The organism is Pseudomonas sp. SJZ103 (genome assembly GCF_007828335.1).
Classification (GTDB): domain Bacteria; phylum Pseudomonadota; class Gammaproteobacteria; order Pseudomonadales; family Pseudomonadaceae; genus Aquipseudomonas.
In genome coordinates this window covers 1-25202 of record NZ_VIUN01000008.1, presented here as the reverse complement: position 1 = coordinate 25202, position 25202 = coordinate 1, and the positions used below count along the sequence as shown (strand labels likewise).

General features: G+C 62.5%; 21 protein-coding genes. 9 read left to right on the top strand and 12 right to left on the bottom strand.

Features of this window, described 5'->3' with window-relative positions; genetic code table 11:
- The first annotated feature begins 13 nt into the window (after positions 1-13).
- The 3 genes from treS to FBY10_RS17950 are packed head-to-tail and all read left to right on the top strand — an operon-like array spanning position 14 to position 6813.
- On the top strand, positions 14-3361 hold the full coding sequence (gene treS / locus FBY10_RS17960) for a maltose alpha-D-glucosyltransferase (RefSeq protein WP_145337327.1): 3348 nt from the start codon (positions 14-16) through the stop codon (positions 3359-3361).
- Entirely contained in the window at positions 3358-5595 is a 2238-nt protein-coding gene (glgB, locus tag FBY10_RS17955; protein WP_131696548.1) for a 1,4-alpha-glucan branching protein GlgB, read from the top strand. Before treS ends, glgB begins: the two co-directional genes overlap by 4 nt.
- A 51-nt stretch (positions 5596-5646) precedes the next feature.
- A complete protein-coding gene (locus tag FBY10_RS17950; RefSeq protein ID WP_145337328.1) occupies positions 5647-6813 on the top strand; it encodes a diguanylate cyclase in 1167 nt (388 codons plus the stop codon).
- 8 nt (positions 6814-6821) lie between these two features.
- Here FBY10_RS17950 and FBY10_RS17945 read toward each other — a convergent pair whose 3' ends face one another.
- The 3 genes from FBY10_RS17945 to FBY10_RS17935 all read right to left on the bottom strand — a co-directional run bounded on the left by FBY10_RS17945 (position 6822) and on the right by FBY10_RS17935 (position 11321).
- On the bottom strand, positions 6822-9008 hold the full coding sequence (locus tag FBY10_RS17945) for an ATP-binding protein (RefSeq protein WP_145337329.1): 2187 nt from the start codon (positions 9006-9008) through the stop codon (positions 6822-6824).
- 171 nt (positions 9009-9179) lie between these two features.
- Positions 9180-10031, bottom strand: coding sequence for a CAP domain-containing protein (locus FBY10_RS17940; RefSeq protein WP_131696545.1), 852 nt, complete (start codon positions 10029-10031; stop codon positions 9180-9182).
- 81 nt (positions 10032-10112) lie between these two features.
- Entirely contained in the window at positions 10113-11321 is a 1209-nt protein-coding gene (locus tag FBY10_RS17935; RefSeq protein WP_145337330.1) for an MFS transporter, read from the bottom strand.
- A 113-nt stretch (positions 11322-11434) separates the two neighbouring features.
- Between FBY10_RS17935 and FBY10_RS17930 the strand changes: the two genes are divergently transcribed.
- Positions 11435-12319, top strand: a complete 885-nt coding sequence (locus FBY10_RS17930; protein ID WP_145337331.1) for a LysR family transcriptional regulator — start codon at positions 11435-11437, stop codon at positions 12317-12319.
- 56 nt (positions 12320-12375) lie between these two features.
- A complete protein-coding gene (locus FBY10_RS17925) occupies positions 12376-13041 on the top strand; it encodes a GNAT family N-acetyltransferase (protein ID WP_131696542.1) in 666 nt (221 codons plus the stop codon).
- Positions 13042-13178: 137 nt separating this feature from the next.
- On the opposite strand, the gene FBY10_RS17920 is transcribed toward FBY10_RS17925, so the two are convergent.
- A complete protein-coding gene (locus tag FBY10_RS17920) occupies positions 13179-13772 on the bottom strand; it encodes a TetR/AcrR family transcriptional regulator (RefSeq protein ID WP_145337332.1) in 594 nt (197 codons plus the stop codon).
- 72 nt (positions 13773-13844) lie between these two features.
- On the opposite strand from FBY10_RS17920, the gene FBY10_RS17915 reads away from it, so the two are divergent.
- On the top strand, positions 13845-14444 hold the full coding sequence (locus FBY10_RS17915; RefSeq protein WP_145337333.1) for an NAD(P)H-dependent oxidoreductase: 600 nt from the start codon (positions 13845-13847) through the stop codon (positions 14442-14444).
- Between the two features lies 1 nt (position 14445).
- Here the strand turns inward: FBY10_RS17915 and FBY10_RS17910 are convergent, their stop codons facing one another.
- The 3 genes from FBY10_RS17910 to FBY10_RS17900 all read right to left on the bottom strand — a co-directional run bounded on the left by FBY10_RS17910 (position 14446) and on the right by FBY10_RS17900 (position 16769).
- Positions 14446-14835 carry a hypothetical protein gene (locus tag FBY10_RS17910; protein ID WP_145337334.1) on the bottom strand — a complete coding sequence of 130 codons (390 nt, stop codon included), beginning with the start codon at positions 14833-14835 and terminating at the stop codon, positions 14446-14448.
- Between the two features lie 32 nt (positions 14836-14867).
- A complete protein-coding gene (gene aroA, locus FBY10_RS17905) occupies positions 14868-16124 on the bottom strand; it encodes a 3-phosphoshikimate 1-carboxyvinyltransferase (protein ID WP_145337335.1) in 1257 nt (418 codons plus the stop codon).
- A 90-nt stretch (positions 16125-16214) separates the two neighbouring features.
- Positions 16215-16769, bottom strand: a complete 555-nt coding sequence (locus FBY10_RS17900) for a UPF0149 family protein (protein WP_145337336.1) — start codon at positions 16767-16769, stop codon at positions 16215-16217.
- A gap of 185 nt (positions 16770-16954) precedes the next feature.
- On the opposite strand from FBY10_RS17900, the gene FBY10_RS17895 reads away from it, so the two are divergent.
- Together FBY10_RS17895 and nudC are read left to right on the top strand one after the other, a co-directional pair.
- The gene (locus tag FBY10_RS17895; RefSeq protein WP_145337337.1) at positions 16955-17767 is read left to right on the top strand and encodes a crotonase/enoyl-CoA hydratase family protein; all 813 of its coding nucleotides are present in this window, start codon (positions 16955-16957) and stop codon (positions 17765-17767) included.
- A gap of 5 nt (positions 17768-17772) precedes the next feature.
- Positions 17773-18606, top strand: a complete 834-nt coding sequence (nudC, locus tag FBY10_RS17890) for an NAD(+) diphosphatase (protein WP_131696535.1) — start codon at positions 17773-17775, stop codon at positions 18604-18606.
- Here nudC and FBY10_RS17885 read toward each other — a convergent pair.
- The 3 genes from FBY10_RS17885 to FBY10_RS17875 all read right to left on the bottom strand — a co-directional run bounded on the left by FBY10_RS17885 (position 18574) and on the right by FBY10_RS17875 (position 21339).
- Positions 18574-19353, bottom strand: coding sequence for a TSUP family transporter (locus FBY10_RS17885; RefSeq protein ID WP_131696534.1), 780 nt, complete (start codon positions 19351-19353; stop codon positions 18574-18576). The two genes, nudC and FBY10_RS17885, sit on opposite strands and share 33 nt — an antisense overlap.
- 194 nt (positions 19354-19547) lie before the next feature.
- Positions 19548-20264, bottom strand: a complete 717-nt coding sequence (gene pcsA / locus FBY10_RS17880; protein ID WP_090404995.1) for a phosphatidylcholine synthase — start codon at positions 20262-20264, stop codon at positions 19548-19550.
- A gap of 148 nt (positions 20265-20412) precedes the next feature.
- Positions 20413-21339 carry a class I SAM-dependent methyltransferase gene (locus FBY10_RS17875; protein ID WP_145337338.1) on the bottom strand — a complete coding sequence of 309 codons (927 nt, stop codon included), beginning with the start codon at positions 21337-21339 and terminating at the stop codon, positions 20413-20415.
- A gap of 191 nt (positions 21340-21530) precedes the next feature.
- Between FBY10_RS17875 and mdeB the strand changes: the two genes are divergently transcribed.
- The gene (gene mdeB / locus FBY10_RS17870; RefSeq protein ID WP_145337339.1) at positions 21531-24206 is read left to right on the top strand and encodes an alpha-ketoglutarate dehydrogenase; all 2676 of its coding nucleotides are present in this window, start codon (positions 21531-21533) and stop codon (positions 24204-24206) included.
- Positions 24207-24406: 200 nt separating this feature from the next.
- Here the strand turns inward: mdeB and FBY10_RS17865 are convergent, their stop codons facing one another.
- A complete protein-coding gene (locus FBY10_RS17865) occupies positions 24407-24895 on the bottom strand; it encodes a DUF1289 domain-containing protein (RefSeq protein WP_131696531.1) in 489 nt (162 codons plus the stop codon).
- A 52-nt stretch (positions 24896-24947) separates the two neighbouring features.
- Positions 24948-25202: ribonucleotide-diphosphate reductase subunit beta (locus tag FBY10_RS17860; protein ID WP_177146852.1), on the bottom strand; the 255-nt coding region annotated here is incomplete at its 5' end.

Here is a 25202-nt window from a genome sequence, read left to right as displayed (position 1 = left end):
TCAGGAGCCTCCAATGGCGAAGAAACCCAAGGCTGCCACCTTTATCAAAGACCCGCTCTGGTACAAGGACGCGGTGATCTACCAGGTTCATGTCAAATCCTATTTCGACTCCAACAACGACGGTATCGGTGACTTTCCCGGCCTGATCGCCAAGCTCGACTACATCGCCGACCTGGGCGTGAACACCATCTGGCTGTTGCCGTTCTACCCTTCGCCACGCCGCGATGACGGCTACGACATCGCCGAATACCGTGGCGTGCACAGCGACTACGGGACCATGGCCGATGCCCGGCGCTTTATCGCCGAAGCCCACAAGCGCGGGCTGCGGGTCATCACTGAGTTGGTGATCAACCACACCTCCGACCAGCACCCCTGGTTTCAGCGCGCGCGCAAGGCCAAGCCGGGCTCGGCGGCGCGGGACTTCTACGTGTGGTCCGATGACGACCAGAAATACGACGGTACCCGCATCATTTTCCTCGACACCGAAAAGTCCAACTGGACCTGGGACCCGGTCGCCGGCCAGTACTTCTGGCACCGCTTCTATTCCCACCAGCCGGACCTCAACTTCGACAACCCGCAGGTAATGAAAGCCGTGCTGTCGGTGATGCGCTATTGGCTGGACATGGGCATCGACGGCCTGCGCCTGGACGCCATCCCGTACCTGATCGAGCGCGATGGCACCAACAACGAAAACCTGCCGGAGACCCACGACGTCCTCAAACAGATCCGCGCCGAGATCGACGCCCATTACCCCGACCGCATGCTGCTCGCCGAGGCCAACCAATGGCCGGAAGACACGCAGCTGTATTTCGGTGACCGCAAGGGCGATGACGGCGATGAATGCCACATGGCGTTCCACTTCCCGCTGATGCCGCGCATGTACATGGCGCTGGCCCAGGAGGATCGCTTCCCCATCACCGATATCCTGCGCCAGACCCCGGAAATCCCCGCCAATTGCCAATGGGCGATCTTCCTGCGCAACCACGATGAATTGACCCTGGAAATGGTCACCGACAAAGAGCGTGACTACCTGTGGAACTACTACGCCGCTGACCGCCGTGCACGCATCAACCTGGGTATTCGCCGGCGCCTGGCGCCCTTGATGGAGCGTGACCGCCGCCGGGTCGAGTTGCTCAACAGCCTGCTGCTGTCTATGCCCGGCACGCCGACCCTGTATTACGGCGACGAAATCGGCATGGGCGACAACATCTACCTCGGCGACCGCGATGGGGTGCGCACGCCGATGCAGTGGTCCATCGACCGCAACGGCGGTTTCTCCCGCGCCGACCCGGCCAGCCTGGTGCTGCCACCGATCATGGACCCGCAATATGGTTACCTGTCGGTCAACGTCGAAACCCAGGCCCAGGACCCGCACTCGCTGCTGAACTGGACCCGCCGCATGCTGGCGGTGCGCAAACAGTCCAAGGCGTTTGGGCGTGGCAGCCTGAAGATGCTCTCGCCGAGCAACCGTCGCATCCTGGCGTATACCCGTGAATTCACCGGTGAAGACGGGCGTACCGAGATCATCCTGTGCGTGGCCAACGTCTCGCGCAGTGCCCAGGCCGCCGAACTGGACCTGTCGGCCTTTGCCGGCATGGTCCCGGTCGAGATGCTCGGCGGCAATGCGTTCCCGCCCATTGGCCAGCTGAATTTCCTGCTGACCCTGGCGCCGTATGGCTTCTATTGGTTCGTGCTGGCGGCGGAAAACCAGATGCCCAGCTGGCACGTGGAACCGGCGCAAAGCATGCCGGACTTCACCACCCTGGTCCTGAAGAAACGCATGGAAGAGCTGCTCGATGAGCCATGTCGCAGCACCCTGGAGCAGACTTCGCTCCCGGCCTGGCTGCCCAAGCGGCGTTGGTTTGCCGGCAAGGACACGGCCATCGACAGTGTGCGCATCGCTTACGGCGTACGCTTTGGCGACCCGCAGCACCCGGTATTGCTCAGCGAACTTGAGGTCACCGCCGGTGGCCAGGTGAGCCGTTATCAGTTGCCGTTCGGTTTCCTTGGCGAGGACCAGTTCACCAGTGCCTTGCCGCAGCAATTGGCCATGGCCCGCGTGCGACGCGTGCGTCAGGTGGGGTTGGTGACCGATGCCTTCAGCCTCGAGCACTTTATTCGCGCGGTGATCCAGGGCTTGCAGGCCGGCACCGTATTGAACAGCCAGGACGGCGACCTGGGTTTTGAAGCGACGGCGCACCTGGCCAAGCTGCAACTGACTGATGAGTCGCCCGTGCGCTACTTGTCTGCCGAGCAGTCCAACAGCTCGGTGGTGGTGGGCGAGAGCCTGGTGCTCAAGCTGATCCGCAAAGTCAGCGCCGGGGTGCACCCGGAGCTGGAAATGAGCGCCTACCTGACGGAGGCGGGTTACCCGAATATCTCGCCGCTGATGGGCTCGGTGATTCGCCATGATGCCGCAGGCCAGGACAACCTGCTGATGATTGCCCAGGGCTACCTGAGCAACCAGGGCGACGCCTGGGCGTGGACCCAGAACAACCTGGAGCGTGCCATTCGCGATGAACTGGCCGAGGCCATCTCCGAACAGGAACAGCATTACAACGCCCTGGGCGAGCTGGCGGACTTCGCCGGGTTGCTCGGCCAGCGCCTGGGTGAAATGCACGGGGTGCTGGGCGCCAAAACCACCAACAAAGACTTCAAGCCCGAGCTCACCACGGCCAGGGACACCCAGGCCTGGGCCAAGGACGTTGGGGCGCAGATCGACCGTGCCCTGCAATTGCTCAAGCTTCATCAAAGCCAATTGAACCCTGCCGATCAGGCATTGGTCAGTGAATTGCTGGGCCAGAAAAAAGCCATCGGCGCGCATGTCCAGGCCCTGGCGAAAGCCACGTTGGGCGGACTGCGCATTCGTGTCCATGGTGACTTGCACCTGGGCCAGGTGCTGGTGGTCAAAGGTGATGCCTACCTGATCGACTTTGAAGGCGAACCGGCGCGGCCGCTGCATGAACGGCGCGGCAAGCACAGCCCGTATAAAGATGTGAGTGGTGTGCTGCGCTCCTTTGATTACGCGGCGGCCATGGCCTTGAACGTACAAGGGGTGGACCACTCGCCCGAAGCGGACCAGGCGCGCAGACGCGTGACGGATCGCTATCTCAAGGAGGCCCGCCAGGCATTTATCCAGGCTTATCAGGCCGCTGCGTCTACACTGGCGCATGACTGGCAGGATGCCAAGGGCCAGGACGCCGCGCTGACGTTGTTCAGCCTGGAGAAGGCCGCGTATGAAGTGGCTTACGAAGCGGAAAACCGCCCGACCTGGTTGCCGGTGCCTCTACAGGGCTTGCACGGGTTGTTGAGCGGGCTTACATCTAAATCGAACACTGCACGCGGTGGGGAGACGTCATGAGCTTTACGAATAAAGAACCGCTGCAACCGAAGTTGACAGCCATGCCGGCGTCCAAGGACGTCGAAGCGCTGGTGCGCGCCGAGCACCACGACCCGTTTTCCATTCTCGGGCCACACGATGACGAGCAGGGCGGGCAATTTATCCGCGCGTTCCTGCCGGAAGCCTTGAGCGTCCAGGTGCTGAGCCGCGATGGCGGCGAACAGCTCGGCAGCCTGGATGCGACCCAGGTGCCGGGTCTGTTCGTCGGGCAGTTCAACACTCGCCAGGCGTACGTGCTGAAAATCCAGTGGGCTGGCGGTGAGCAGATCACCGAAGACCCTTACAGCTTCCAGCAACTGTTACTGGGGGAGATGGACCTTTACCTGTTTGCCGAAGGCAATCACCGTGACCTCAGCAGTTGCCTGGGTGCCCAGGTGACCAGCGTCGATGGCGTCGACGGCGTGCGCTTTGCCGTGTGGGCGCCGAATGCGCGCCGGGTCTCGGTGGTGGGTGACTTCAATATCTGGGACGGCCGCCGCCATCCGATGCGCCTGCGGCATCCGTCGGGCGTGTGGGAAATCTTCATTCCACGCCTGCAACCTGGCGCCGCCTACAAGTATGAAATTCTCGGCGCCAACGGCATTCTGCCGCTCAAGGCTGACCCGATGGCGCTCGCGACCCAGTTGCCGCCCGACACCGCCTCGAAAGTCGCCGCGCCATTGCAGGTGGACTGGCAGGACCACGAGTGGATGCAATCGCGAGTCGAGCGGCAGAAGGCCACGGCGCCGCTGTCGATCTACGAGTTGCATGTGGGCTCCTGGCAGTGCGAGCTGGACGAGGCGGGCGAAGTGGCGCGCCAATACAACTGGCGCGAGCTGGCGGAGCGACTGGTGCCCTATGTGCAGCAACTGGGCTTCACCCACGTTGAACTGATGCCGATCATGGAACACCCGTTCGGCGGTTCGTGGGGTTACCAGGCGCTGTCACAGTTCGCCCCGACCGCGCGCTTTGGCTCGCCGGAAGATTTCGCCTACTTCATCAACGCACTTCACCAGGCCGATATCGGCGTGATCCTCGATTGGGTGCCGGCGCATTTTCCCACCGATACCCACGGCCTGGCGCAATTCGACGGCACCGCGCTGTACGAATATGCCAACCCGCTGGAAGGCTTCCATCAGGATTGGGACACGCTGATCTACAACCTGGGCCGTACTGAAGTCCACGGTTTCATGCTGGCCTCGGCGCTGCATTGGCTCAAACACTTCCACATTGACGGTCTGCGCGTAGATGCCGTGGCGTCGATGCTGTACCGCGACTATTCGCGCAAGGCCGGCGAATGGGTGCCGAACCGCCATGGCGGGCGCGAGAACCTGGAAGCCATCGACTTCCTGCGCCACTTGAACGACGTGGTGGCGCTGGAAGCCCCCGGCGCGCTGGTGATCGCCGAAGAGTCCACCGCCTGGCCCGGCGTCAGCCAACCCACCCAACAGGGCGGCCTGGGCTTCAACTACAAATGGAACATGGGCTGGATGCACGATTCGCTGCATTACATCCAGCAGGATCCGGTGTACCGCGCCCACCACCATAACGAGCTGAGCTTCGGCCTGGTGTATGCCTGGTCCGAGCGTTTCATCCTGCCGATTTCCCACGATGAAGTGGTGCACGGCAAGCACTCGCTGATCGACAAGATGCCCGGCGACCGCTGGCAGAAGTTCGCCAACCTGCGCGCCTACCTGGCGTTCATGTGGATGCATCCGGGTAAGAAGCTGCTGTTCATGGGCTGCGAGTTCGGTCAGTGGCGCGAGTGGAACCACGATCAGCAACTGGACTGGTACTTGCTGCAGTACGCCGAGCACAAAGGCGTGCAAAAGCTGGTGGGTGACTTGAACCGCCTGTATCGCGAAGAACCGGCCCTGCACGAGCAGGACGATGCGCCCCAGGGTTTCCAGTGGCTGATCGGCGACGACGCGATCAACAGCGTCTACGCCTGGCTGCGCTGGAGCAAGGACGGCAAGCCGGTGCTGGTGGTGGCCAATTTCACCCCGGTGCCCCGTGAGGCCTACAAGGTGGGGGTACCGTTCGGCGGGCGTTGGAGCGAGGTGATCAACAGTGACGCCGATACCTACGCGGGTTCCAATTATGGCAATGGCGGTGGCGTGTTCACCGAGGATGAGCCACGCCATGGGCAACCGGTGTCGCTGTCGTTGAATCTGCCGCCGTTGGGGGTGCTGATTTTGCGGCCTGAAGCAAGTTAAAGGCTCTACCCTGCTGGATTCAGTTGTCCACGCTAGTGGCAGGGTGCCACAATGGCGCCTTTGTCATGGCAGTCGAATCAGGCGAATTTCATGAATGGCCTTGGGCATGGGCAGGACCAGGATTGTTTTATAGAGGCACAGGTGCGAACCGACCGTTTGCACCAGTTGTTTCGCCAGTCATTTGCAGCCATTTTCGGCAGCTACATGGCAGCCGCCATGCTCTGCTGGCTGTGCTGGGAGCGCTTCGATCACACGTTTATGCTGGTGTGGCTGGTGCTGCTGGGCGCCTCGTCGCTGCTGCGGGTCAAGATGTTCCTGGACTGGTTCCGCTGCCCCCACAGCGAACGCACGCCGGACCGCTGGGAGCGCCGTTACTGGATCACGCTGGTGCTGTCCGCGAGCATTTGGGGGGCTGGGGCGTTCGCGCTGATGCCCACCGATGATCGGCTGTCCCAGGCGCTCGTGATGCTGTTCACCGTGGGGATGTCGGTCAGTGCCGTGTCGTGTTATTCGGCCTATCGCTACATGACCCTGGTTTCCATGGGCCTGGTGTTGCTGCCGTGCACGCTGTGGCTGCTGTTCCAGCCGTCATCGATGCAAGTGGGCATTGCCATCGCGGTCCTGGTGTTTTCCACGTATGTGGCCAGCGCCACGCGCAAGTTGTCCGGTGCTCTGGAAAAGGCCTTTCGCCTGACCCGGCAAATGGAACTCGCCCACAATATCTCGACCCGTGTCGCACAGACCGATGAGCTGACCGGCCTGATGAACCGCCGGGCGTTTTTCGAACATGCCCAATTGCTGTACACGCAATGCCGTCACAACCAGCAGCCGCTGTGCGTGCTGATGATGGACATGGACCACTTCAAGCAAATCAATGACACCTACGGCCATCAGGCCGGCGATCAGGTATTGCGCCAGATTGGCGGGGTGATCAGTGCGTCGTTCCGTAAGGCCGATGTGTATGGGCGCTTGGGCGGCGAAGAGTTTGCCGTGTTGTTGCCCAATACGTCGTTGGAAACCGCTCGGAATATTGCCGAGGATCTGATCAAGGCTATAGCCGGTTTGGCCGCCGAGCCGGTCAAAGGACTTTCAGCCAGCCTTGGAGTGGCGTTCACCCATGCCGTGGATGAGGACCTGCACACCCTGATGAATACCGCGGACAAGGCGCTTTACCGGGCCAAGGCGCTGGGCCGCAACCAGGTGGCCGTGGCGGAGTAGGGCGAGGCTCAATCCTTGTGCATGGCCTTGATCAATACCCGCGAAACCTGCTCGGCAGAGTAAGGCTTGGGCAGGAACTCGAAACCGTCGTAGCCGCTGTCTGCCAGCTCTTCGCTGTAGCCCGAGGTCAGTACCACGGGCAGGTCCGCCCGGCGCTGGCGCAGCAGCTTGGCCATGGCAACGCCGGTGATACCGGGCATGACCACGTCGGAGAAGATCACATCGAAGGCCCTCCCATCGTGCCCCGCAAGGGTCAGCGCCTGTTCGGCATCGGTTACCCAGGTGGCCTGGTAGCCCAGGTCTTGAAGAATCTGGCTGGCAAACCGCCCGACCTCCAGGTTGTCCTCCACAATCAGCACCCTGCATTGTGATGCGTCGTGGGACGAAGCCAGCGTTTCCTCGCAGGGGGGTGGCAGCGCTGCTTCGGCTTCGACCTGGGGCAGATACAAGGTGAATACGCTGCCTTGGCCAGGCTTGCTGGTCACATCGATATTACCCCCCGACTGCTTGGCGAAGCCGAAGACTTGCGACAGGCCCAGGCCGGTGCCTTTACCCACAGCCTTGGTCGTGAAGAACGGCTCGAAAATGCGTTCGACGGTCTCTTCGGGAATGCCGGGGCCGGTATCGGCGAGCGAAATGGCGACATACGCCTTACCCGACCCGGCGTCGCCGCGAATGCGGGGCAACGGCTGTTCCCCGATGACCCTCAGGATCAGAGTGCCCTGGCCATCCATTGCGTCCCGTGCATTGAGGGCGATGTTGATCAGCGCGGTTTCAAACTGGCTGGCATCGATGCGCGCAAAACACGGCTGCGAAGGCATCTCGACGCGCACATGAATGCGCGCGCCTGTCACGCTCTCCAGCATCTCGCCGATGTTCTGTACCCGCTGGCCCACGTCGAAGACTTCCGGGTTCAGCGGTTGGCGACGGGCAAAGGCGAGCAATTGGCTGGTCAACTTGCTGGCACGCTCTACGGTATCCGCCACCGCGCCCATATAGCGCTGGCGACGCTGTTCCGACAGGTCTGGCTGACGCAAGAAGTCCACCGATGAGCGAATGATCGTCAGCAGGTTGTTGAAGTCATGGGCCACGCCGCCGGTCAGTTGGCCGATGGCTTCGAGTTTCTGCGACTGGCGCAGCGCGGCTTCGGCCTTGGCCAGCGCCAGGGTGCGTTCTTCAACGCGCTGTTCCAGGGTGGTGTTCAGTTCGGCATAGGCCGCCAGCCCCTTGCGCACATCGGCATCGGCACGCACGCGTTCGATATGCGCCCAGGAGCGCTCGGTGACTTCCCGCAACAGGGCCAGGTCGTAGGGTGACCAGGTGCGTGGATTTTTGTCATGTACCGCCATCAGGGCGGTCAGGCGACCGTTCTTGATCAGTGGCATGCAGATCGTCGCCGTCACCCCCAGGGCCTGGAAGGTGGCGGATTCTTCTGGCGGCAGCTCACGCACATTGTCATGAATTACCAGGGGCTCGCCGGCCCGCAGGCATTTGACGGCCATTGCTCCGAACGCCGCCAGGCTGTAGCGGCCGATGATGCTGGGAGAACCGGGTGCGGTCCAATTGTCGCGAATGGTAAAGCCGTCTTCATCGGCGTCCATGTCGGCGTAGGCGCAATTGCTCACCTGCAGGTGCTCGGCCAGCAACCGGGTGGTGCCGGTCATGACGGCTTCGGCATCGGCGGCGTTGACCACCGCGTTGCCGATGGTGTCCAGCACCGCCAGGCGGCGTGCCAGGAACACCGTCGCGGTAGTCTCGGTGACGGTGTCGAGCATACCGACCACCTTGCCTTGGGGGTCGCGAATCGGGCTGTAGCAGAAGGTGAAGTACGCCTGTTCCCGTGCCTGGCCGCGTTCAATCACCAGGGGGAAGTTTTCAATATAGGTGGCGTGCCCTTGGAAAGCCGCATCGGCGATGGGGCTGACCTGGGGCCACACCTCGCTCCATATGTCGCTGAAGGGGCGTCCGAGGGCATAGGGCTTATTGCCCAGGATCGGAATGAACGCGTCGTTGTAGATCGTGATCAACTGGGGCCCCCAGACAATGGCTTGGGGAAAGCTTGAGGCGAAACACAGCGCGACCGTGGTCTTCAAAACGTCCGGCCACTGCTCCAACGGACCGAGAGGTGTATCGGCCCAGTGATGCTGGCGCACCCGTTCAGCCATGTCGCTGCTGCTTTGCAGCCAATTCATCATTGAGGGAACACCTTGTTTTCCAGAGTCTCAGCGCGTATTCCAGTGTGTGGCGCAGAGCTACAGACCCGGTTGAACGCTGCCAGTTCAGCGTAATTATCGGCTAGATGGCAATTTGATGCTTCATTCGTTTGAAGCGGTAGAATTCAGCGCAATTGGCCGGCGGCCCAATCCCTATTGCGTGCCGAATAAACCGGTCCAGTAAATGCCCGCATCACTCTTCGGGTCCATGGCATAAGCCGCGCCCAATTCGCGAAACTGCGGGTTCATCAGGTTCGCACAATGGCCTGGGCTCGCGAGCCAGCCGTCGACCACCTTGCGCGGGGTGTCCAGGCCGGCGGCGATATTTTCGCCGATGTTCTTCGCAATATACCCGGCCAGTTCGGCGCGGTCGCCAGGCGTGCGGCCGTCGTGGTCCAGATGGTCGAAGAAATTGCCGTTGGCCATGTTGCGCGTGTGGCTGTTGGCGGCTCCGGCCAGCTCCTCGTTCCACGACAATGGCGTGGTTGCGGTAAACGCCTGGGTACCACACTGGCGCGGTTGGGTACGGGCAGCATTGATCAGGTCGAGCAGTTTGCGGCCCTCGGTTTGCCAATCGCCCAGGCCGCTGGACAGCAACGGGCGAGCAAGCACGATGCGCCAGTCCTGGCCGTTGTTGCTTACACCGATGTCGACGAACTGCGGGTCCAGCACCACGCGGCAGAAACTCTCGCGCACGGCTTTCATGGCCGCCTGGGCGTCCTTGGGGCCGGACAGGCTGATGGCCTGCACGTTGACCATCGGGTAGGCCGCGCGGGCCAGCGCCTGCTGCAGGTCGCCGACGTTATTGGCCGGCAGCACCAGCCGTGTATCGCTGGCCAACGGTGGCAGTTCCTGGGAACCCTGGTCGCCGCAGCGCTGCACCTGGCTGCGGTACTCGTTGATCTGTTGCACCAACTGACTTTCTTCATTCGCCATCGCGCTGGCGCAGAACACCGTACTGGCGGCCAGCGTCGTGAGGCCCATCATCAATGACAGAACGCGCATGGACGTTACCCTTGAGCTTGAAAGTGCCCATGATGCGCGATGTAACCCCGTCTGGCGCAACGCCTTTTTTGTTTTTTTGCCTCAACGGGTATTCTGCGGGGCATTCCAGGCGCGGATGCGGCCCGTTGCCATCGCGATAGCCAGCAGGATCAGGCCCACGGCGACGGCGAACGTTGCATGCAGGCCGCCCGCCACGGATTGCGCGGTGGCGTGGGTGACATCCGGGGTTGCCCAGGCAAACACCGCCCCCAGGGCCGAGGTACCGAAGATCAGCCCGATATTGCGTGACAGGTTGAGCAAGCCTGCGACCGTGCCTCGGCGCGCACTGTCTACGTCGCACATCACCGCCGTGTTGTTGGCGGCCTGGAACAGGCTATAGCCCGTCGTCAGAATCACCAGCCCCGCCAGGTAGGCGATCAATCCCGAGGCCACCGACAACAGCAAGGCACCGCAAAACAGGATGCCCAACCCGGCGAACGTCATCGGTCGCCAGCCCTGGCGGTCGGTGAGGCGACCCGCCGGTACACCGCTGAGCGCCGCCACACAAGGCCCGACGGCCATGGCCAGGCCCATCCATTGCGGGTCAAGCCCCAGCCCCTGGGACAGGTAGAACGGGCCGACCACAAAGGTCGCCATGATCACCGCCGCCACCAAGGCACTCATCGCCAGCCCCGTGCGCAATGGCGCTTCCTTCAAGGGCGACCAGAAGCTGGAAGGTAATCCCACTGGGCGACGATCAACCGGCAAATAGCGCCACGCGAGGCAGGCCGTGAGTACCCCCAAGGGCATGCCCACCAGAAACAGCGCGCGCCAGCCCCACACACTGAGCAATAACCCGCCAGCGGCGGGACCCATGGCGGTACCGACGGCTGACATCGTGCCCAGCAGGCCCATCACCCGGCCGGTGCGCTCCTTGGGCACCGTATCGCCGACCATCCCCAGCGCCATCGCCATCATGCTCGCCGCACCCAAGCCCTGCAGGAGGCGTGCAGCAATCAGCCAGCCCAGCGAGGGCGCGCCCGCACACAACCCACTGCCCAGCGCAAACAACAGCAGCCCGCCGAGCAGCAGCCGGCGACGGCCCAGGCGATCCCCCAGTCGGCCCGCCATGACAATCACCGCCGTGATCGCCATCAGGTAAGCGAGCACCACCCACTGCACTGCGTGAAACGACGCATCGAACGCCTGGACCAGGATGGGCAGGCCGACATTGGCAATGCTGGTGCCGAGGGAGGCGAGCAACATGGACAGCGACAGGCTGGCAAGGCCGCCGCGTGAAGAGGTGTGCATGGGAGATTCCTTGAGTGGACGCAACTGTCATAAATCTACGACGTCGCCTAACATGGCGGAAGACGCAGGGTTTGCAGTTAATACGTGCGTCAAACGCCTGATGAGGAGCGCCGATGCCCGATCTCAATTTGCTGATCACCCTGGATGTCTTGCTGGCCGAAGGCAGTGTCGCCCGAGCGGCCAAACGCTTGCAGTTGAGCCCCTCGGCCATGAGCCGTGCGCTGGCGCGCCTGCGCGAAACCACCGGCGACCCGCTGTTGGTGCGCGCGGGGCGCGGGCTGGTGCCGACGCCGCGGGCGCTGGCGTTGCGTGAGCAGGTCAGCCGCCTGGTGCAGGACGCCCACGCGGTGCTGCGCCCGGCCTGCTCCCTGGACCTGGCCCAGGTGGAGCGCACCTTCACCTTGCGCACCAGCGAAGAGTTCGTCGAAAACTTCGGTCCCGCGTTGCTGGCGCGCATCGCACGGGAGGCTCCCGGTGTACGCCTGCGTTTCGTCAGCAAGACCGACAAGGACAGCACGTTGCTGCGCGAAGGCAGCGTCGACCTGGAAACCGGCGTGGTTGATCCCACCGCCAGCCCCGAAGTGCTGACCCAGGCGCTGTTCCGTGACCGCCTGGTGGGTGTGGTGCGCAGCGGCCATCCGCTCAGCCAGGGCGAGGTCAGTGCCCAGCGATTCGCCGAAGGTCGGCACGTCTACGTGTCCCGCCGTGGACAGGCGCGCGGCCAGGTCGACGATGCCTTGCAAGCGTTGGGCCTCACCCGGCAGATCAGCACTATTGTCGCCGGATTCGCCACGGCCATCGCCTTGGCCCGCGACACCGACCTGATTGCCAGCGTGCCCGAACGCTACACCACCCATCAGCGCGAAGGCCTGCACAGCTTTGCGTTGCCGTTGACGTTGGCACCGTTCACCGTGGCGATGCTCTGGCATCCGAGGCTGGATGCCGACCTGGCCCACCGCTGGTTGCGCGGGTGTGTGCGTGAGGTGTGCGGGCAATGAACGGCCTGCAACAGGTACAATCGCCGCTGCCTTGACGCGAAACCCCAGGAATCTGCATGTTCAGCCTTACCCGCTACACCACTCCGTGCCCCGAGCCCATCAATGCGCAAATCCTGCAGATGGTGGTGGATAACCTCACCGACATCAGCAGCGTCGCGCTGCCGCCGAGCAACTTGCTCTACAACATCTACCAATACGCCGTCGGTTTTGAGGTGCACCTGTACCTGGAGGCGGTGGGCGGGTCGAAGGGGATTGCCGTTGAGCTGATCGTGGCGATGGTTGAGGAACAGGTGATTGGCTTTTGCCTGTATCTGCCGGTGAAAGATGATCCCGAAGCCTGTGGCATCGCCTTTATGGCGGTGCAGGCCGGCTTCAGGCGCCAGGGCGTGGCGCGCGGGATGATGGCGGACGTGCTGGCGCGCTATCCCCATGCCGAGTTGGCGTGTGCCGTGGAGAAGGTACCGGCCTTCGAGGCCATGGGCTTTCAAGTGCGGGGTGCGCGGGGCACCCAAGTGCTGATGAATACGCGGGACTACGGTACCGACGGCTTGATGGGGGTGTTGGACGTGGCGGCGATCTACAGCTCGCTGGAGGTACGCCAGATCCACACCTACCTGCTGCAAAAGCACGGCAAGCGGGCGATGGTGGATGCCGAGAAACAGCGGGACCGGCACCTCGATCAACTGGCGCGCAAGGTGCAGCTGTTCGTGGCAGGGCGTTAGCCTGGGCCTGGTAGGTGGGTTTTTTGTGGTGAGCGGGCTTGCCCCGCGTTGGGCTGCGTAGCGGCCCCAAAAAAAACGGGAGCGCTGCGCACTCCAACGCGGGGCAAGCCCGCTCGCCACAGAAGCTTCTTCAGTCTTCAGCGCCGTGCGCGGTTGACCATTGCCAGGATGGTTGCCAATAGTTCCTCTTGCGCCTCTTCACGGCTGATCTCGTCACTGGCTGCGGCGTAGGACAACGCTTCCGCTGCACCCAGCATCGCCCTTAATCCTGCCTGTGATACCTGGCCAAAGGGCGCCAATGCGTCGCGGCATTTGTCGAGGAAGATCGCCTCGTACTTGCGCTTGAGCGTTTCCAGTTCCGGCGAGCTGCTCAGTGCCGCTATCACGCCCGGAATTTCCCGGCCCTGCAATAACACGCAATCGACATAGCACGAGGCGATCACGCCTGCGCGCTCTTCCAGCGTCGCGCTGCTGGCGTCGAGGGCCTCGGCAAACACCTGGTTCTGACGTCCGTCGAAGTCTTCATACAGCGCGGCGAGCAACCCGGCACGGGTGACGAAATGGTCATAGACCACCGGCTTGGTGACACCGGCCAGTTCCGCCAGGCGGCCGAGGGTCAGGGCTTCGGTGCCCTCATCACGTACCAGTTGCCAGGCCGCATCGAGTAATTGACGCAGTCGGTCTTCACGGGACAAGCGCCGACGCGGGGCAGGGGACTCACTGCTTGACATGCTTATATACCAAAAGTAACTTAATGGGCGTAATTTACTAAACGTAGCTTAAGCCCAAAGGGAGTCAAAGTCATGCACGCACTCATCGTCGTTGCCCATCACGATCCACAATCCCTCACCCACGCCGTGGCCGCGCAGGTGGCTGCCGGCCTTACGGCTGCGGGCCACACCTTCGAGATCGCCGACCTTGCGGCCGAAGGCTTCGACCCGCGCTACACCGCCGCCGACCATCGGGTACACCGCACCCACGCCACGCCCCCGGCCGACGTGCTGGCCGAACAGGCGCGGCTGGATCGCGCCGATGCCCTGGTGCTGGCGTTCCCGATCTACTGGTGGTCGCTGCCAGGCCTGCTCAAGGGCTGGGTCGACCGCGTGTTCGTCAACGGCTGGGCGATCGATTATGGCCCGGACACGCCCGTGGTGAAAAAACTGCGGCACTTGCAGGTGCACGTGCTGGCCCTCGGCGGTGCGGATGACAGTGCATTTGACCGTCATGGCTATGCCAAGGCGATGCGCACGCAGATCGACTACGGCATCTTCGATTACTGCGGGGCGAAGGTGCTCACGTCCGAGTTGTTGCTGGACTCTGAAGGCGGCGCAGCCCCGGCGCATCTGAAGACGGCGAAGGCGGTAGGTCAGAGACTGTTCGAGGCCGAGACGGTCGCCGGTTGATTCAACCTTCGCGAAACAGGTCGTGGGCGTCCAGCAGGCGATAGGCAATTTCCGGGTTTTTTTCCAGGCCCCGACGAATCGCCGCCGGGATCGCTTGCCGGGTCTTGCGGCACATGCCCGGCAGTTCATCGATGACGATCTGGATGCCGCGCATGCTTTTGACCTCGGTGTGCCCCGGTGCGACATGCACGCGAATGCCCAATAGCTCATACATCCGCTGTTGCATGCGCTCCAGGTCTTGCAGGCTTTGCATGTTTTCCAGGCGCTCGATCAGGCGTTTCTCTTCCTGACGCGTCAGGCTGAGGATACGCAGGTCGGCGCCGGGGGCATCCAGCAGTTGTTCACGCTCGCAGACGCAGGCGCCGGGTGGGCAGGGTTGGCGAATTATCATGATCCTTACCTCCCCATTCCGACGCCGGTGAGTCAGTAGCTCAAACCGACCCCAAGGCTGCCCAGTGCCTTCCAGTACCCAGGATAGGTCTTGGCCACGCAATCGGGGTCCTGAATGCGGATCCCCGCGACTTTCAAGCCCGCCAGCGCAAAGCACATGGCGATGCGGTGGTCGGCGTGGGTGTCGATCAGGGCGTTGCACGACGTGCCGGCCAGCGCGGGGTCGGCCGCGACCAGCAGATCATCGCCTTCAATGGTGGCGAGGCCCGGACGGATCTCATTGAGGCCGTCATGCAGTGCCTGTACGCGATCACATTCCTTGACCCGCAGGTTGGCCAGTTCGGTAAAACGCACCGGGGTGTTGTTGAACGCGGCCAGCACGGCGAGGGTTGGGATCGCGTCCTGCATCTGCGAGCCCACCACGGTGGCCTGCATATTCGGGAACTGGGCGATTACGGCCTGCGCCTTGGCGTCCGGTTGGGTGAAGGCCTGCGCGGCGACGCCGATGTCGATGCGGCCACCGGTCAACACTTCGGCAGCCCACAAGTAGGTGGCGGCGGAAGCGTCGGGTTCGATCAGGTAATCATGGGCGGTGTAGCCGGTGGGAGCCACGCGCCAGGTGGTGTCGTCGGCCACATCGACCTGGGCGCCGAAGGCACGCATGCAGTCCAGGGTCAGGTCCACGTAGCCACGGGCGCCGATGTCCTTGCCGGTCAGGGCCACTTCAATCGGCGCTTCGCCGCACGCGGCCAGCATCAACAGGGCCGAGACATACTGGCTGGACAAGCCACCGTCGATCTCAAAGCGCTTGGCCTGGACCTTGCCCACGCCGTGCACCGTCACCGGTGGGCAACCGGTCGGGCTGTCGACCTGGATACCGTTCTGGCCGAGGGTGGCCAGCAGCGGGCCGATCGGGCGTTTTTGCATATAGTCGTCGCCGTCCAATACCACGGTACCTTGCACGGTAGCCACAGCGGCTGTCAGGAAGCGCATCGCGGTGCCGGCATTGCCGAGGAACAACGGCTGCGTCGGCAATTGCAGCTTGCCGGTGCCGGTGACCACGAAGGTAGTGTCGTCCGGCTCGTCGATGGTCACGCCCATCTGGCGCAGGGCCACCGACATATGCCGGGTGTCATCGCTCTTCAAGGCGCCGCTCAGGCGGCTGGTGCCCTTGGCCAGGGCCGCCAGCAGCAGGGCGCGGTTGGTAATGGATTTGGAGCCGGGGGGCGCGACCTTGCCATTCAGGGGGAAGTTGGGCGGTGTAACGGTCACGGTTTTCTGCGAACTCAAGGTACAAGGCTCCTGATCAAGGCAAGGTGGTACGGAGTGGCCGACGGGCGGACCCGAATAATCGGCCAAAGGTGCGGTGCTTGTCGAGGTCTAGCGCTTGCTCAACCAGTAATCGTGCAGTGCCCGTGCCGCCGGTTCGATAGCGCTGACGCGTTGCTGATGCAGCTTCACATCCAGGTCGGCGGGCAACTCGAAGTTGTCCTGTTCGGCGCACCAGGAGATTTTCTCCAGCTGTGCGGCCTGCTCGGCCGGCAGTTCCGGCCAGTTGCCGATCGCCGCGCCACGGATATAGCCAAAGCACCATTCTTCGGCGAGGGTCACGTCCTGGCCCTGATGTTCGGTTTCATCGAAGCGCGCCTTGAAGCCCTCGGCGTCAGTCGCCAGTTGCCCGGCGAGCAGGTTGATATGACGCACGCACAGGTCCAGGAACTGCTTGGCCTCTTCGGCGCTTTCCCACTCCGGGTTCTGCCCACCCCAGATCGCCGGGAACCACTCTGCAATATCCACCTGCTCGGGGCTGGACACCAATGCGGTGAAGTAGCCGTCGAGCTCGGCCAGGTTCAGCACCGAATGGTCGTCGCCGTACTTCAACAGGGTTTCTTCGATGAATTCGAAATCGGCGGGGGCGAGGGGTTGGGCGTGCATGGGCATATCCTTTAAACGTCGAACGCCGCTGATGGGGCGGCTCAAAGCGCGAAGGATGGCGTGTGCCGGGGCTTTTATCCAGCGTCTTTTCCATCGCCGTTGCCAGTCCCGCTTTTGGCCGATGCGCCGTCACGTAGCCTTGTTATAGTTCGGGCCTTATCACTCGCCAGCCAGGGATCACTGCCATGTCCGAATACCAAGCTTTCGTCGTCGAACTCACCGGCAACGTTGCCCATGTGCAGATCAACCGCCCGGAAAAGATCAACGCGATGAACGCCGCGTTCTGGACCGAGATCATCGACATCTTCCAATGGGTCGAAGACACCGATGCCGTACGCGCCGTGGTGCTCAGCGGTGCCGGCAAGCATTTTTCCTCCGGCATCGACCTGATGATGCTGGCCTCGGTGGCCAATGACTTCGGCAAGGACGTGGGCCGCAATGCACGCTTGCTGCGCCGCAAGATCCTCGAGCTGCAAGCCTCGTTCAATGCCGTCGACAACTGCCGCAAGCCGGTACTGGCGGCGATCCAGGGGTACTGCATCGGTGGCGCCATCGACCTGATCAGCGCCTGCGACATGCGCTACGCCGCTGAAGACGCGCAATTCTCGATCAAGGAAGTCGACATCGGCATGGCCGCCGACGTCGGCACCCTGCAACGCCTGCCACGCATCATCGGCGACGGCATGCTGCGTGAGCTGGCCTACACCGGCCGACAGTTCGGTGCCGAGGAAGCGCGCAGCATCGGCCTGGTCAATCGTGTGTATGCCGACCAGGAAAGCCTGTTGGCCGGCGTGTTTGAAATCGCCCATGAAATCGCCGCCAAGTCGCCGATTGCGGTCACCGGCACCAAAGCCATGATCAGCTATATGCGTGACCATACGGTCAATGACGGTCTGGAATACGTTGCCACCTGGAACTCGGCTATGTTGCAATCCAACGACCTGCGCGTGGCCATCGCGGCCCATATGAGTAAGCAGAAACCCGAATTCGTGGATTGACTGACATGACCCCAGGCTGGATTACCACAACGCTGCTGGACAACGACGCCCCCGGCGGCTGGGCTGTCGCCCGCAGCCGCGACGGCTTTTTGCATGACGCCAATGGCCCGCTGTTCCCTCGGGAATGGCTCAAGCGCCAGGACCTTTCGGTGTTTGCCGAGCACGGCATCGGCCACCTCGACGGTGAGCCGGTGTACCTGCTGGAACTCGACTCGGCGGGCGAGGTGCAAGGTTGCAGTTGGCAGGGCCTGCGCGGCTTCATGCTGCAAGGTGATCACACCCTGTACAAAGTGCTGGGCTACGCCGCGCAGATCGGCACCTGGGCGCGCGAGCATCGGTTCTGCGGCAGTTGCGGCCAGGCGATGGTCCAGGTGCCGCGGGAGCGGGCGATGTACTGCCAGGCCTGCGACCTGCGCAGCTACCCACGGATTTCGCCGAGCATGATCGTGCTGGTGACCCGTGGCGACGAGATCCTGCTGGCGCGCTCGCCGCGTTTTGTCACCGGGGTCTACAGTACCTTGGCCGGCTTTGCCGAGCCGGGTGAGTCGGCCGAAGACTGCCTGATCCGCGAGGTGCGCGAAGAAGTGCAGGTGGAGGTCAAGAACATCCAGTACATGGGCAGCCAGTGCTGGCCGTTCCCCCATTCGATGATGCTGGGCTTCCATGCCGAGTACGCCGGTGGCGACATCGTGCCCCAGGCTGACGAGATCGAGGACGCGCAGTGGTTCAGCATCCACGACCTGCCGCCGTTGCCGGCATCACGCTCGATTGCGCGTTACCTGATCGACCTCTACCTGGCCCGTCGCCTAGGCCACGCTGAACCAGTGCTGCCAGGCTAGGCGCACGGTCAGGCCGAGGACCACGGTGATGAACACCGGGCGAATGAACTTGGCGCCGCCGCTGATCGCGCTGCGGGCGCCAAAGAATGCGCCACACATCACCGAAATCCCCATTGCCAGGCCGACAATCCAATCCACCGAGCCGTTGATGATAAACACCGACAGCGCCGCCGCGTTGCTGACGAAGTTCATGCTGCGCGCCACGCCGCTGGCCTTCACCAGGTCGATGGGGTGCAGCAGCATCGTGCTCACGGTCCAGAACGCACCAGTACCGGGGCCGGCCACGCCGTCGTAGAAGCCCAGGCCAAAACCCTGGGCGCCTTGCCATTTCTTCTTGATCGGCGCGTCGGCGTCCAGCGGCGCCTTGGGCGTGCCACCGAACAGCAAATATACGCCGCAACCGAATACGATCACCGGGAGCATCTTGTTCAGGGTTTCGGCGGGCAGGTAGTGGGCAACCACCGCACCGGCCAACGCACCGATCAGCGTGCCGACGATCGCATGCACCCACTGGCGCGGGTGGAACAGCTTGCGGCGATAGAAGGTGAAGCTGGCCGTGGCCGAGCCGAAGGTGGAGCTGAGCTTGTTGGTGCCCAGTACCAGATGGGGCGGCATCCCGGCGGTGAGCAGCGCCGGGGTGGTAAGCAGGCCGCCGCCGCCGGCGATGGCATCGATAAAGCCGGCAATAAAGGCCACGACGGCGAGAATGGCGAGGGTGGTGAGGTCTACGCTGAGTTCGAAGGGCATTGGGCGGGGCTTATGGTTGGCAGTGCGCAGCAAAGCGCTGTGCGAAGGGCTGCCATCTTACCTGCCTGATGTACGCAGAACCAAATGTGGGAGGTGGCTTGCCCCCGATTGCGGTGTATCAGTGACAGATAAGCTGACTGACACACCGCAATCGGAAGCAAGCCCCCTCCCACAGTTGAACTGTGTTCATCTGGCTATTTGTGGGTTCCCATCCACTCCAGCGCCGTGCGCCACACGCAAATCCCGAGGAAATACGCCGACATCACTGACCACAACCCAAACGTCCACGGGTTGGTGTTGGGATAATCCACCACCATCAAAAAGCTGCACAGCAACCAGATGGTGGTCACTGCGATATTGATCGGCATGAAGCGCTTGACCCGAAATGGGTGCAAGAACTTCATCGGCGTCACGGTCAGCAGGGCCAGGCCGATCACCGTCAGCAAGGTGACCCAGGCGGCCGGCTGGATGATGTACACGCACAAGGCCACTACGTTCCAGGCGGCGGGGAAACCGACGAAGTAGTTGTCCTTGCTCTTCATGTTCACGTTGCAGAAGCAGAACAGCGATGACACCAGGATCACCGACACCGTGAACAGGTGGGTAAAGTCCGGCAGGTCGATATAGCGGTAGATAAACAGTGCCGGGATAAACACATAGGTGAGGTAATCGATCACCAGGTCCAGTACCGAGCCGTCAAAGCTAGGCAATACCGTGCTGACATTCACCCGCCGCGCCAGGGAACCATCGACGCCGTCTACTACCAAGGCCAGGCCCAGCCAGAGCAGGCAGGCCTTGGGTGAGTTTTCCAGCAGCGCCAGGGTGGCCAGGAAGGCCAATACCACACCGGTGGCGGTGAAGCCGTGGGCGCCCCAGGCTTTGATTCTGGCTACATGCAGGGTCGATATCACGGGCGGTTCTCCAAAAGGTGAAACGGGGCAGCCGACAACGTGACGCTGTCGAGTCTGGCCGGGGAATGCAGGTATCGACCGGGAAGGGGGGCATAAGGTTCACCACCCGGCGCATCACATAGCGTAGCAAGCGTAGGAAGTTTCAGCATCAGCCTTGGCGAAACACCAGTGCCTTGAGGCCGCTTTGGGCGTCGATATCCGGAAATTCCGGCGGGTTTTGCAGCCGTTCAATAAAGCGCAGGCCCGGTGCTTCGCGGGTGACGCCGTCGATCAGGAAGTCTTCGCCAAAGGCCGGATCGTTCATGCACGCCAGGACAGTGCCCTGGGCCGTGAGCAAATCCGGCAGGCGGCGCAACACGCGCTGGTAGTCCTTGGTCAGCAGGAAGCTGCCTTTCTGGAAGGACGGCGGGTCGATGATCACCAGGTCGTAGGGGCCGCTGTGGGTGACCTTGGCCCAGGATTTGAACAGGTCGTGGCCCAGGAAGGTGACCTTGCTCAGGTCATGACCGTTCAGGCGGTGGTTATCGCGGCCCCGGCTCAGGGCGCCACGGGCCATGTCCAGGTTCACCACGTGGCTGGCGCCGCCCTCGATGGCCGCGACCGAGAACCCGCAGGTGTAGGCAAACAGGTTGAGCACGCGCTGGCCCTTGGCCTGTTCGCGCACCCAGTTGCGCCCGTAACGCATATCGAGGAACAGCCCGCTGTTCTGCTTTTTGCCCAGGTCGATCAGGTAACGCAGGCCGCCTTCAGTGATGGTCAACTCGTCGATGGCTGCGCCCACCAGCCATTCGGTGGTGCTTTGTGGCAGGTAGCGGTGTTGCAGGGCGACGGTGTGGGCGCCGAATGGGGCCCAGTCGAAGTCGATCAACAGTTGTTTCAACGCATCCAGGTGTGTCGCTTCGGGCGCCTTGAACAGCGCGACCAGCACCACGCCTTGCAGCCAGTCCACGGTCAACTGCTCAAGGCCCGGCCAGCAGCGACCACGGCCGTGGAACAGGCGCCGGGTTTCAGCCGGGGCGCTGGCCAGGGCGGTGAGCAGGTGAGCGTGCAGGGTGGCGAGTGCGTCTGGGTTCATCGTTGAGCGTCGTTCGTTGAGCGGGCGGCATTTTAAACACAATGGTGAGGTTTCGGGTTGATTGAGCACAACGTGCTGGAAAAGCGCCTGTGGGCAGTGATTCATGCTCAAAATGCTGCAAGCTGCGCCTGATAACAGGCAAAAAATCCTCAGGCACCGACATAAACTGGAAAAAAAGCCCGGAGGTGCCCATGAACGGTTTCGCGACTGCAGTGAATCACACAGCCCAGGATCAACAAGAGCTCGACGAATGGCGTGACGCGTTGGCTTCGCTGGTAGCCAATGCGGGCCCTGAGCGCGCACGCCAGATCCTCGACCTGCTGGCCCGCGACGCCAGCGCTCCGCACATCGACTGGAAGCCCCGCCACGGCACGCCCTACATCAATAGCATCAGCGTCGAGCAGCAGCCGGCGTTTCCCGGCGACCTGGCCACCGAAGAGCGCCTGGCCTCGCTGGTGCGCTGGAACGCCCTGGCCATGGTGGTGGGGGCCAACCAGGCCTATGGCGAACTCGGTGGCCACATTGCCAGCTACGCCAGTGCTGCGGATTTGTTCGAGGTGGGCTTCAACCACTTTTTCCGCGCTCGCAACCACGACTTTGGCGGCGACCTGGTGTTCTACCAGCCGCATTCGGCCCCCGGCATTTATGCGCGCGCCTTCCTTGAGGGGCGCTTGAGCGCGGACGACCTGGCCCACTATCGCCAGGAACTCGGCGGCGCCAAGGCCGGCGCCCGCGGGCTGTCCAGCTACCCGCACCCGTGGTTGATGCCGGACTTCTGGCAGTTTCCCACCGGTTCCATGGGCATTGGCCCCATCAGTTCGATTTTCCAGGCGCGCTTCATGCGCTATCTGCAGCATCGCGGCCTGCAGGACACTGCTGAGCGCCACGTGTGGGGTGTCTTCGGCGACGGCGAGATGGACGAGCCGGAAAGCATGTCGGCCCTGACCCTGGCCGCCCGTGAAGGCCTCGACAACCTGACCTGGGTGGTCAACTGCAACCTGCAACGCCTCGACGGCCCGGTGCGTGGCAATGGGCGGATCATCGATGAACTGGAGGCGTTGTTCGCAGGCGCTGGCTGGAACGTGATCAAGCTGGTCTGGGGTTCGGACTGGGACGCCTTGCTCGCCAAGGACGCCGACGGTTCACTGGTCAACACGTTGTCGAACACCGTGGACGGCCAATTCCAGACCTTCGCCGCCAAGGACGGGGCCTACAACCGCGAACACTTCTTCGGCCAGAGCGAGGCGCTGGCCAAGCTGGTCGAGGGTATGAGCGATGAGCAAATCGACCGCCTCAAGCGTGGCGGCCACGACATGGTCAAGATCCACGCCGCCTATCATGCGGCGCGCCGGGTCAAGGGCAAGCCTACGGTGATCCTGGCCCAGACCAAAAAAGGCTTCGGCATGGGCGAGGCCGGGCAGGGCAAGATGACCACTCATCAGCAGAAGAAGCTTGATCGCGAGGCGTTGCTCGCGTTCCGCAACCGCTTCCAGTTGCCGCTGAGCGATGAGCAGGCCGAATCGCTGAGTTTCTTCAAACCCACGGATGACAGCCTCGAGTTGCGCTACCTGCATCAGCGGCGCACGGCCCTGGGCGGTTATGTGCCCAGCCGTAGCCAGGCCGCAGCACCGGTGAACGTACCGCCCGTGAGCGGTTACGCCGGCTTCGCCACGGCGGCCGACGGCAAGGAAATGTCCACCACCATGGCCTTCGTGCGCATGCTGACCAACCTGCTCAAGGACAAGGCGCTCGGGCCACGCATCGTGCCCATCGTGGCGGATGAGGCGCGTACTTTCGGCATGGCCAACCTGTTCAAGCAGATCGGCATCTATTCCAGCGTCGACCAGCGCTATGAGCCGGAAGACATCGGCTCGATCCTCAGCTACCGCGAGGCCACCGACGGGCAGATTCTTGAAGAAGGCATCAGTGAAGCCAGTGCCATCAGTTCCTGGGTGGCGGCGGCCACCAGCTACTCGGTGCATGGCCTGCGTATGTTGCCGTTCTACATCTACTACTCGATGTTCGGCTTCCAGCGCGTCGGCGACCTGATCTGGGCCGCCGCCGACCAGCGTGCCCGTGGTTTCCTGCTCGGCGCCACTGCCGGGCGCACCACCCTCGGCGGCGAGGGCTTGCAGCACCAGGACGGCAGCAGCCATCTCACCGCCGCCACCGTGCCCAACTGCCGCGCCTACGATCCGGCGTTTGCCGGGGAGTTTGCGGTGATTCTCGACCACGGCATGCGCCAGATGCTGGAGCATGACGTGGACGAGTTCTACTACGTGACCCTGATGAACGAAAACTACCCGCAGCCGAGCCTGCCCGAAGGCGTGGAGGCGGCGATTATCAAGGGTATGTATCGCCTGGAGCGCGCCGCCGAGGCTAAGGTACGCCTGCTCGGTTCGGGGACCTTGCTGCGTGAAGCCCAGGCTGCCGCGCGGTTACTGGCTGAGGATTGGCACGTGGCGAGCGAGGTGTACAGCGTCACCAGTTTCAGCGAACTGGCACGGGAGGCACGGGAAGTGGAGCGCTGGAACCGCTTGCATCCACAGGCCGGCAAGCGCGTCAGTCATCTGCATGATTGCTTACCGGCGGGTGCGCCGGTGGTTGCCGTGTCCGACTACGTACGCGCGGTCCCGCAGATGATTGCGTCCTATCTGGACTCAAGCTACACCGTGCTCGGCACCGACGGGTTTGGTCGCAGTGATACACGGGCGGCGCTGCGGGATTTCTTTGAGGTGGATCGGCATCACATCGTGTTGGCGGCGCTTACCGCGTTGGTAGAGCAGGGCAGTCTTGAACGGCAGGTATGCCAGCAGGCAATTGAACGGTATGGCGTGCAGGTGGATCGCGCAGCTTCCTGGGTCTGAATGTGGGAGGGGGCAAGCTCCCTCTTATCAACCTTAAAATAACTGACTGATTTTAAGAGGTTAAAATTTCACCCTGAAGTCTTGAGTCTTGCCTGAACAATGTCGGGCGACCGCTCGCCGCAGAAGTTCCAGTTTGCTGCGCGACAGCGCTACTTTGAAGAGGCAGTGGGACCTCCCACATTTTAGTGTTGCGCTGAGTTTTAAAGCGTGGCGATCAGGGCGGGCCCGAAGGCGTCCCTGATAAACCCCGGCGCGATATACCGTTCGTAATGCGCCTCGGACAGCAGGAAAAACTCCCGGTCAATCGCATCGCGCAAATCCGCCAGGCTGCGCTCGCGAAACTCCGGCAACAACGCCAACCCATACGCATCCAGCCTGGAAATCACCCGCGCGCCCCGGGCAATCAGCTGATATGCCCAGCAATACGGCGACTGGTGCGGCATAAAGCGGATCTTGCGGTCCTCCAGTTGCTGGCGCAGGCGCTGTGGGTCGAACACTTCCAGCTTGCTGGCCATCACCTGCACCAGCAACTGCTCAAGGCGCAGCCATACCGCCTGCTTTTCCTCGGCGTTGTAGCCATTCCACTGGATCACTTCATGGTGATAACGCTTGCAACCCCGGCAGACCAGGTCCCCGTAAACGGTGGAACACAGGCCTATGCACGGCGTCTTGATGGTTTGATTGGGCATAAAAAACATCGACAAGTGAAACAACACGGCCCCAGAAAGGGGCCGTTTTTAATCAATCCCAGCTCAGCGCACCGCCGGTCTGATACTCGATCACACGGGTCTCAAAGAAATTCTTCTCTTTCTTCAAGTCCATGATTTCACTCATCCAAGGGAACGGGTTAGTCGTGCCTGGATACTCTTCCTTCAAGCCGATCTGCGACAGACGACGGTTAGCGATGAACTTGAGGTAATCCTCCATCATCGCCGCGTTCATGCCCAGCACCCCACGCGGCATGGTATCCCGCGCATATTCAATCTCCAGCTGAGT

Excerpts from the sequence above, each read along its gene's own strand:
- FBY10_RS17900 (WP_145337336.1), bottom strand. The coding sequence starts at position 16,769 with ATGCACGCCCAACCCCTCGCCCCCGCCGATTTCGAATTCATCGAAGAA.
- FBY10_RS17865 (WP_131696531.1), bottom strand. The coding sequence starts at position 24,895 with ATGCCCAATCAAACCATCAAGACGCCGTGCATAGGCCTGTGTTCCACC.
- FBY10_RS17910 (WP_145337334.1), bottom strand. The coding sequence starts at position 14,835 with ATGATAATTCGCCAACCCTGCCCACCCGGCGCCTGCGTCTGCGAGCGT.
- FBY10_RS17915 (WP_145337333.1), top strand. The coding sequence starts at position 13,845 with ATGCACGCACTCATCGTCGTTGCCCATCACGATCCACAATCCCTCACC.
- glgB (WP_131696548.1), top strand. The coding sequence starts at position 3,358 with ATGAGCTTTACGAATAAAGAACCGCTGCAACCGAAGTTGACAGCCATG.
- FBY10_RS17930 (WP_145337331.1), top strand. The coding sequence starts at position 11,435 with ATGCCCGATCTCAATTTGCTGATCACCCTGGATGTCTTGCTGGCCGAA.
- nudC (WP_131696535.1), top strand. The coding sequence starts at position 17,773 with ATGACCCCAGGCTGGATTACCACAACGCTGCTGGACAACGACGCCCCC.
- FBY10_RS17920 (WP_145337332.1), bottom strand. The coding sequence starts at position 13,772 with ATGTCAAGCAGTGAGTCCCCTGCCCCGCGTCGGCGCTTGTCCCGTGAA.
- FBY10_RS17940 (WP_131696545.1), bottom strand. The coding sequence starts at position 10,031 with ATGCGCGTTCTGTCATTGATGATGGGCCTCACGACGCTGGCCGCCAGT.
- FBY10_RS17945 (WP_145337329.1), bottom strand. The coding sequence starts at position 9,008 with ATGATGAATTGGCTGCAAAGCAGCAGCGACATGGCTGAACGGGTGCGC.
- FBY10_RS17950 (WP_145337328.1), top strand. The coding sequence starts at position 5,647 with ATGGCGCCTTTGTCATGGCAGTCGAATCAGGCGAATTTCATGAATGGC.
- mdeB (WP_145337339.1), top strand. The coding sequence starts at position 21,531 with ATGAACGGTTTCGCGACTGCAGTGAATCACACAGCCCAGGATCAACAA.
- FBY10_RS17935 (WP_145337330.1), bottom strand. The coding sequence starts at position 11,321 with ATGCACACCTCTTCACGCGGCGGCCTTGCCAGCCTGTCGCTGTCCATG.
- FBY10_RS17885 (WP_131696534.1), bottom strand. The coding sequence starts at position 19,353 with ATGCCCTTCGAACTCAGCGTAGACCTCACCACCCTCGCCATTCTCGCC.
- treS (WP_145337327.1), top strand. The coding sequence starts at position 14 with ATGGCGAAGAAACCCAAGGCTGCCACCTTTATCAAAGACCCGCTCTGG.
- FBY10_RS17875 (WP_145337338.1), bottom strand. The coding sequence starts at position 21,339 with ATGAACCCAGACGCACTCGCCACCCTGCACGCTCACCTGCTCACCGCC.
- FBY10_RS17925 (WP_131696542.1), top strand. The coding sequence starts at position 12,376 with ATGTTCAGCCTTACCCGCTACACCACTCCGTGCCCCGAGCCCATCAAT.
- FBY10_RS17895 (WP_145337337.1), top strand. The coding sequence starts at position 16,955 with ATGTCCGAATACCAAGCTTTCGTCGTCGAACTCACCGGCAACGTTGCC.